This is a genomic window from Micromonospora sp. U56, assembly GCF_018070095.1.
Classification (GTDB): Bacteria; Actinomycetota; Actinomycetes; order Mycobacteriales; family Micromonosporaceae; genus Micromonospora; species Micromonospora purpureochromogenes.
The window spans coordinates 1-1,572 of sequence record NZ_JAGPYL010000243.1; the positions used below are offsets into that span (position 1 = coordinate 1).

The 1,572-nt window shown below is 74.6% G+C and carries 1 protein-coding gene; it reads left to right on the plus strand.

Going from position 1 to position 1,572, the window contains the following annotated elements; translation table 11 throughout:
- The first annotated feature begins 251 nt into the window (after positions 1-251).
- Positions 252-1,418, plus strand: coding sequence for a serine/threonine-protein kinase (locus tag KBX37_RS33755; protein WP_374103947.1), 1,167 nt, complete (start codon positions 252-254; stop codon positions 1,416-1,418).
- Positions 1,419-1,572: the final 154 nt, after the last annotated feature.

A 1,572-nucleotide genomic window follows, 5' to 3' on the forward strand; every position in this document is an offset into this window, starting at 1 on the left:
GGTCGTGGACCTGCCCGTGCGGGGCCGCCCACGACCGGGACGTCAACGCGGCCAGAAACATACTCGCGGCGGGACGCGCCGAGAGCCTAAACGCCTGTGGAGCGCAGGTAAGACCGGCACCCCTGCCAGCACCGCGCCGAGAAGCAGGAATCCGCCCCGACGCTGTGCGGTCCGCGCAGCGTGGAGGGAATCTCCGTACCTTAGGGCGGAGAGATCGTCAAGGTGTACGTCGGCCAACGGTGAGGAGAACCGTGCAGCAGGTAGTGATCGCCGGCCGGTACTGCCTGGTGGAACTGGTGGGTCGGGGCGGGATGGGCCGCGTCTGGCGGTCCCGGGACGGGATCCTGCACCGCGAGGTGGCGGTCAAGGAGGTCGTCCCGCCACACTGGCTGGCCGAGGCGGAGCGCGACGAGCTGCGGCTGCGGACGCTGCGCGAGGCGCGCACCGCGGCCCGGCTCAACCACCCCAACGTGGTCCGCGTCTACGACGTGGTGCAGGTCGACGACCACCCGTGGATCGTGATGGAGTACGTCCCCTCCCGGACGTTGCAGGCCGTCCTGGAGGACACCGGCCCGGTCGACCCGGTGCGCGCGGCCGGCATCGGGCGGGCGCTGCTGGCCGCGCTGCGCGCCGCGCACGACGCCGGGGTGCTGCACCGCGACGTCAAGCCGCAGAACGTGCTGATGGCCGACGACGGGCGGGTGATGCTCACCGACTTCGGGCTGGCCACCTTCGACGGTGGTGACGGATTGACGACCCGGCCCGGGATGATCCTCGGCTCGCCGCAGTTCGTCGCCCCGGAACGCGCCGCCGAGGGGGTGTCCAGCGTGGAGGCCGACCTGTGGTCGCTCGGCGCCACCCTGCACGCCGCCGTCGAGGGGCGCTCGCCGTACGCCCGCAGCACCGCGATGGCGACCCTGGCGGCGCTGGCCACCGAGCCGCCCGACCCGGCGCCGCACGCCGGCCCGCTCGGGCCGGCGCTGGAGGGGCTGCTGCATCGGGACCCGCGCCGACGGATCCGCCACGACGAGGCCGACCGGCTGATCGCGGCCGCCGCGCACCCGCCGGCGCCCGCCGCCGCGCCGACCGGCCCGCCGAGCCCCACCGCCTCGTCCGCGCCGTCCAGCGCCGGGGTCGCCGCCCCGCCCGGCACCCCACCGGCCCGGGTGACCCTGCGCGACCGGCGCGACAACATCGCGCTGGACTGGGAGTACCCGGCGGGGGCGGAGGGGCCGGTGGTCATCTCCGGCGGTCGCGCCGGGCAGGACCCGCGCGCCTTCCAGGAGTTGCCCGCCGGCACGAACAGCTTCGTCGTCTACGGCCTGGACCGCACCAACGACTACTGCTTCACCGTCGCGGTCGCCTGGTCCACCGACACCGTCGCCCGCGCCCCCGAGGTCTGCACCCGCCGCCACTGACCCCACCCACCCCACCCCCCGCCCGGTTGGGGCCTCCTTCAGAGAAAGCGTGGCTATCCGGCACCGTGAGGGCACTCTTTCTCCGAAAGTGCACCACCGGGCGGCCGGGTGGGATCGGCGTGGTGAGGGGGCTCTTTTCCGGGCAGTGCGCCAG